The organism is Chamaesiphon sp. VAR_48_metabat_135_sub (assembly GCF_031418915.1).
GTDB lineage: Bacteria > Cyanobacteriota > Cyanobacteriia > Cyanobacteriales > Chamaesiphonaceae > Chamaesiphon.
On sequence record NZ_JANOJV010000105.1, the window covers coordinates 1 to 4,340 of the forward strand.

7 protein-coding genes are annotated in these 4,340 nt (G+C 43.3%); 5 read left to right on the forward strand and 2 right to left on the reverse strand.

The features are described from left to right. A partial coding sequence (locus RMO55_RS07680; RefSeq protein WP_310425516.1) for an AI-2E family transporter occupies positions 1–827 on the forward strand: 827 nt, incomplete at its 5' end. Between the two features lie 435 nt (positions 828–1,262). Here the strand turns inward: RMO55_RS07680 and RMO55_RS07685 are convergent. Beyond that, a complete protein-coding gene (locus tag RMO55_RS07685) occupies positions 1,263–1,712 on the reverse strand; it encodes a CopD family protein (protein WP_310425518.1) in 450 nt (149 codons plus the stop codon). 36 nt (positions 1,713–1,748) lie between these two features. After that, entirely contained in the window at positions 1,749–2,120 is a 372-nt protein-coding gene (locus RMO55_RS07690) for a group 1 truncated hemoglobin (RefSeq protein WP_310425520.1), read from the reverse strand. A gap of 165 nt (positions 2,121–2,285) precedes the next feature. Between RMO55_RS07690 and RMO55_RS07695 the strand changes: the two genes are divergently transcribed. The 4 genes from RMO55_RS07695 to RMO55_RS07710 form a co-directional block, all read left to right on the forward strand. Next, positions 2,286–2,978 (forward strand): Crp/Fnr family transcriptional regulator, encoded by a 693-nt coding sequence (locus RMO55_RS07695; protein WP_310425522.1) that lies wholly within the window; start codon positions 2,286–2,288, stop codon positions 2,976–2,978. A 12-nt stretch (positions 2,979–2,990) separates the two neighbouring features. Further along, positions 2,991–3,113, forward strand: coding sequence for a hypothetical protein (locus tag RMO55_RS07700; RefSeq protein ID WP_310425524.1), 123 nt, complete (start codon positions 2,991–2,993; stop codon positions 3,111–3,113). Positions 3,114–3,230: 117 nt separating this feature from the next. Then, entirely contained in the window at positions 3,231–4,061 is an 831-nt protein-coding gene (locus RMO55_RS07705; protein WP_310425525.1) for an amino acid ABC transporter substrate-binding protein, read from the forward strand. A gap of 54 nt (positions 4,062–4,115) precedes the next feature. Continuing rightward, a partial coding sequence (locus RMO55_RS07710) for a pentapeptide repeat-containing protein (RefSeq protein ID WP_310425526.1) occupies positions 4,116–4,340 on the forward strand: 225 nt, incomplete at its 3' end.

The window sequence follows — 4,340 nt, forward strand, 5'->3', positions numbered from 1 at the left end:
GGTTAGTTCTAGTTATCGCAATTGCATTAATGGGTGCGATCGGTTTTGGACTATTACCGATCGTGTTTCGACAGTTGGAGGAATTTGTCAACCGTCTACCAGCTTGGCTGACAGCAGCACAGGAACAAGTTGCCAACATCAGTACACTGCCGATCTTCCAAAACATTCCGATCGATCTTACTAATGTAACCGCAGGATTAACCGATCGAGTCACTCAGACTCTACAACTAGCATCACGGAAAGCAATCTTCTTGGCTTTAGATACGATTAATAGTGCCTTAAATTTGCTCCTAATTCTCGTGCTAACCATCTTATTAGTGTTTAGTGGTGAATCATTGTGGAACGGATTGTGGAGTTGGCTACCTGCACCTTGGAATGAGCGAATTCAAGACTCGCTGAAGCAAAGTTTTCAGAGTTATTTTGCAGGTCAAGCGATCGTCTCTACCATCCAAGGTGTTTCGCTGATGACGGTGTTTTTACTGCTGCAAATTCCGTTTGGGTTACTATTTGGGTTGACGATCGGATTTGCCAGTTTGATTCCCTTTGGTGGCACCCTTACTGTGATTGTAATTAGCTCACTGCTTGCGCTCCAAAATATTTGGCTGGGGCTAAAAGTTTTGCTAGTAGCGATCGTTGTCGGTCAGATTATTGACAATGCGATCGCACCTCGATTGATGAGCGGCATGACAGGACTCAATCCCGCTGTTGTGTTTATCTCCGTACTGACAGGATCTCAATTAGGGGGACTGCTCGGACTACTTTTAGCTGTGCCAATTGCTGGATTTATTAAACGGATTGTCGATCGATTTAGAAGTACTGTGGAATAAAATAGTCAGCGGTTGAAACTGTTGCTAGTGTTGCGAAGTCTGCCTACGCGGACTAAGGAATAAGGATTAAATAACTTGGGAATTTTCCTTCAGCCTAGCAATCTCCCAGGTAGGGGCAATTCATGAATTGCCCCTACCTGGGAGATTGCGGAAAAGTTACAAGTTATTTAATCTACGATCCTAAGAGATTTTTAACCCGCCTACGCGGGTTTTGCACCACTAGCGACGCTTACCCTTCGGGAACGCTTCGCGAACAATTGTGAGGAATATAGGTTTTATGATTTGTGTTTCATCCACGAAAAATGCAGTTAAATCGAAATAATTTTCTCAGCTTCCTCATCCAGTCAGCACCGGCGACAAACTGGACTAGCAGTAGGCAATGCCCAAGCTTCATTCTTGATGCAGGGCTAGCATTACGGGTTGAATTTTTAGAAGTTAAGCTGTCAACCCGCCTAAGCGAATCCCTGCTCCTAGAATCACAAACAAAACAGCTAAAATTGTTATCCCCACAATATGGTAAGCCAGTGAGTTTAAGGTTTCTTTCGTTAAGTTAGGAATAATAAACAATCGCGCGTGAATTGCCAGCCCCAATGTGAGCAGTAGCAGACCTAATTTGATGCCAATATAAGTAGATAAATAAGAATCAAACTGCAAAAAACGCTCGAAACCTGGGAAGTAAATCCAGGTCATCCACAAACCTGTAATTAGCTGCAACACCAAGGCGATTAGCCCAAATGTCTCGAAATGTTCTTCAAATTGGTGAATCAAATCGGGATTGCGGCTTTTTAATGCTTTTGGTAGCACGGTGACGGCGAGAACTAAATGTCCACCCGCCCAAACGGTTGCACCGAGGATATGTAAAATGACCAGGATTTTGAACAACATCAGCGTTAGGCTCTGTAAACTTAAAGGATAATTCGCCTACTGATTCAAGACATCTCGCTTGTGTTGAGGTGCAGCAGCAATCGCCGCGACTTCTGCGAGTAGATCCTCAGCAACCCCCATATCTTTGAGGGTAATCATCAAATTCTCTGCTACTGCATCAAAATGCTCACTGTTTAAACCCTGCTTTTCCACTAGCTCTTTGTGAGATTCGCGCATATAGCGACCATTATACTTATCGGTTCCACCAAAAGCATAGGTGAAAAAGGCTTTCTGATGTTCTCTTTGCTTGACCATATCCACACTTGCAAAAAAGTGATTAATCCGATCGTCTTGTAATACTCGATCGTAAAAGCGATCGACCGCTAAGTCAACGGCTGCTTCACCACCGAGTTTTTCAAATAAAGTCATTAAAATTTTCCTAAGAGGATGGATAACTCGACAATATCCAGCATAGAAGATCGACACAGTAGGATGCTTTGACTTTAGTCAAGTCAGTTATTAAAAGATAATTAAGCATAGGGATTAGAATACAGAAAGTGTTTATGACCGATCGCCGATCGTGTAGTAAAGTAAATGACAGACGGTTCGGATTTAACAGACTGGTTGCAGACAATACGGATCTTTCGAGGCTTATCTCGATCGCAACTTCGATCGATAGCTCAAATAGCCCAATTAAAACAGTTCAAAAAAGGAGAACCAATCTTCCAGCAAGGTAGTGAAGCTACAGGGTTTTTTGTCGTAAAAACGGGACGGGTCAAAATATTTAAAGTGTCTGCCAATGGCAAAGAGCAAATTATCCACTTTGTGAATGCGCGAGAGAATTTTGCAGAAGTTCCGGCGTTAGATGGCAAATGTTTTCCAGCATCAGCGACGGCAATAGAGCCAACAGAGTCGATCTTTTTCCCTCGCATGGCATTCTTAGGTTTACTCCATCAGGCTCCTGACATTGCAATTAATCTACTGATTAGTCTTTCTCAGCACTTGCGAAATCAGAGCAGATTGATTGAAGAACTGTCATTTAAAAATGTGCCGCAACGGTTAGCATCATACTTGTTGAATCTGAGCGATCGCACTACCAACACTACCGTAGACTTAGACTTGAGCAAAAGTCAACTAGCTGCGGCATTAGGCACTATTCCCGCAACTCTTTCTAGAGCATTTTATCGACTCAGCAGTGAAGGGATGATTAGCATTAATGGTTCGCAAATTGAGTTATTGGATCGCGATCGTCTCCACAAACTGAGCCAATCAATCGAGCAGGAATAGTTCTAATTTTTGATGGTCATCACCAAAAATCGAGAGAAAATGATGCTCGATCGACAATTTGGCATCATTCGACACTCTGAGGCTACCAAATTTTTTGAAGAATTGCGTAAACAACGGATGGGTTCGCAACAGTAGTGATAGGATACGTGACTACTTCCACTCGATCGAATCGTGCGTTACCAACATTTGCTTGTCACTTTCGGTGTATTGTTTACTTTACTGTCATCAAAACCAGCCATCGCCCACTCAGTAATGGAAAAGGTTGTTAACACAGGTGTTTTAACGGTAGGCACAAGTAAAGATGCCTTTCCCTTTGCCTACAAAGACAAAAATGGACGACTGACTGGATACTCGATCGATATGTCAATCCTAATCCAGAAACAGGTCGAAAAAGAGCTAAAACGCTCCATCAAGCTGGATTTGATTCCCCTCGATCCCAATGAGCGGATGCCTAAGTTGAGAAGTGGTGCTGTGGATATTGTCTGTGATGCGGCTAGTTTTACCTGGGAGCGCGAACGAGATGTGGATTTTACCGTTAGTTATGGCACAACTGGCACCCAACTACTGACTCGACAGGTAAAGCAGGGCAAGCGATCTTGGGATGCAGCGGCTTTATCAGGTCGCCGCATTGGTGCTTTATCTGGGACAACCAACGAACAATCGATTCGCCGGATTCAACCCAAAGCCCAAATTGTGTTAATTAAAGATCGTGCTGCTGGCTATCAGTCTTTACGGGAAAATAAAATCGATGCCTTTGCAGACGATGGAATTTTACTAGAAGCATGGTTGCAACGAACCGCCAATACGCAGAAATTCGAGATTGTGAGTAATCTATTTTCTAAGGAAGGTATTGCTTGCATGGTGCCAGAAAACAACTCAACTTTTTTAGATGTTGCTAATTATGCCTTAATTCGGTTTATGCAGGGCTTTCTGAAAGGTAAGCAGCCTTATGTGCAAACATTCGATCGCTGGTTTGGCTCCCAGAGCGTCATGCCGCTGTCGAACGATCTGCGAGAGTTAATTATTGACAACATGAGACTGGTGATTGATGCTAAACAGGAGGTACCAGAAAATGAATTATAACCACATCCATTTTTCACTAAACTAGATTTATGGCGATCGAGGTTGATTATAATTATGTCTGAATCGAATTTCAAATCAGAGATCGTCACGGCTGAAGCACTCGTGCAAGCCTACAAAGCAGGTCAACGCAATTTTACGGGCGCGAACTTAATGACTGTTAATTTGAGTCATGCAGACTTGAAGGGAGCGAATCTCAGCTATGCGGATCTGAATGCTGCCGATTTGAGTCACGCAAACTTGCGTGGTGTCGATCTGAGCTATGCTTACTTATCCACCGCC

Excerpts from the sequence above, each read along its gene's own strand:
- RMO55_RS07685 (WP_310425518.1), bottom strand. The coding sequence starts at position 1,712 with ATGTTGTTCAAAATCCTGGTCATTTTACATATCCTCGGTGCAACCGTT.
- RMO55_RS07695 (WP_310425522.1), top strand. The coding sequence starts at position 2,286 with ATGACAGACGGTTCGGATTTAACAGACTGGTTGCAGACAATACGGATC.
- RMO55_RS07700 (WP_310425524.1), top strand. The coding sequence starts at position 2,991 with ATGGTCATCACCAAAAATCGAGAGAAAATGATGCTCGATCGACAATTT.
- RMO55_RS07690 (WP_310425520.1), bottom strand. The coding sequence starts at position 2,120 with ATGACTTTATTTGAAAAACTCGGTGGTGAAGCAGCCGTTGACTTAGCG.
- RMO55_RS07705 (WP_310425525.1), top strand. The coding sequence starts at position 3,231 with ATGGAAAAGGTTGTTAACACAGGTGTTTTAACGGTAGGCACAAGTAAA.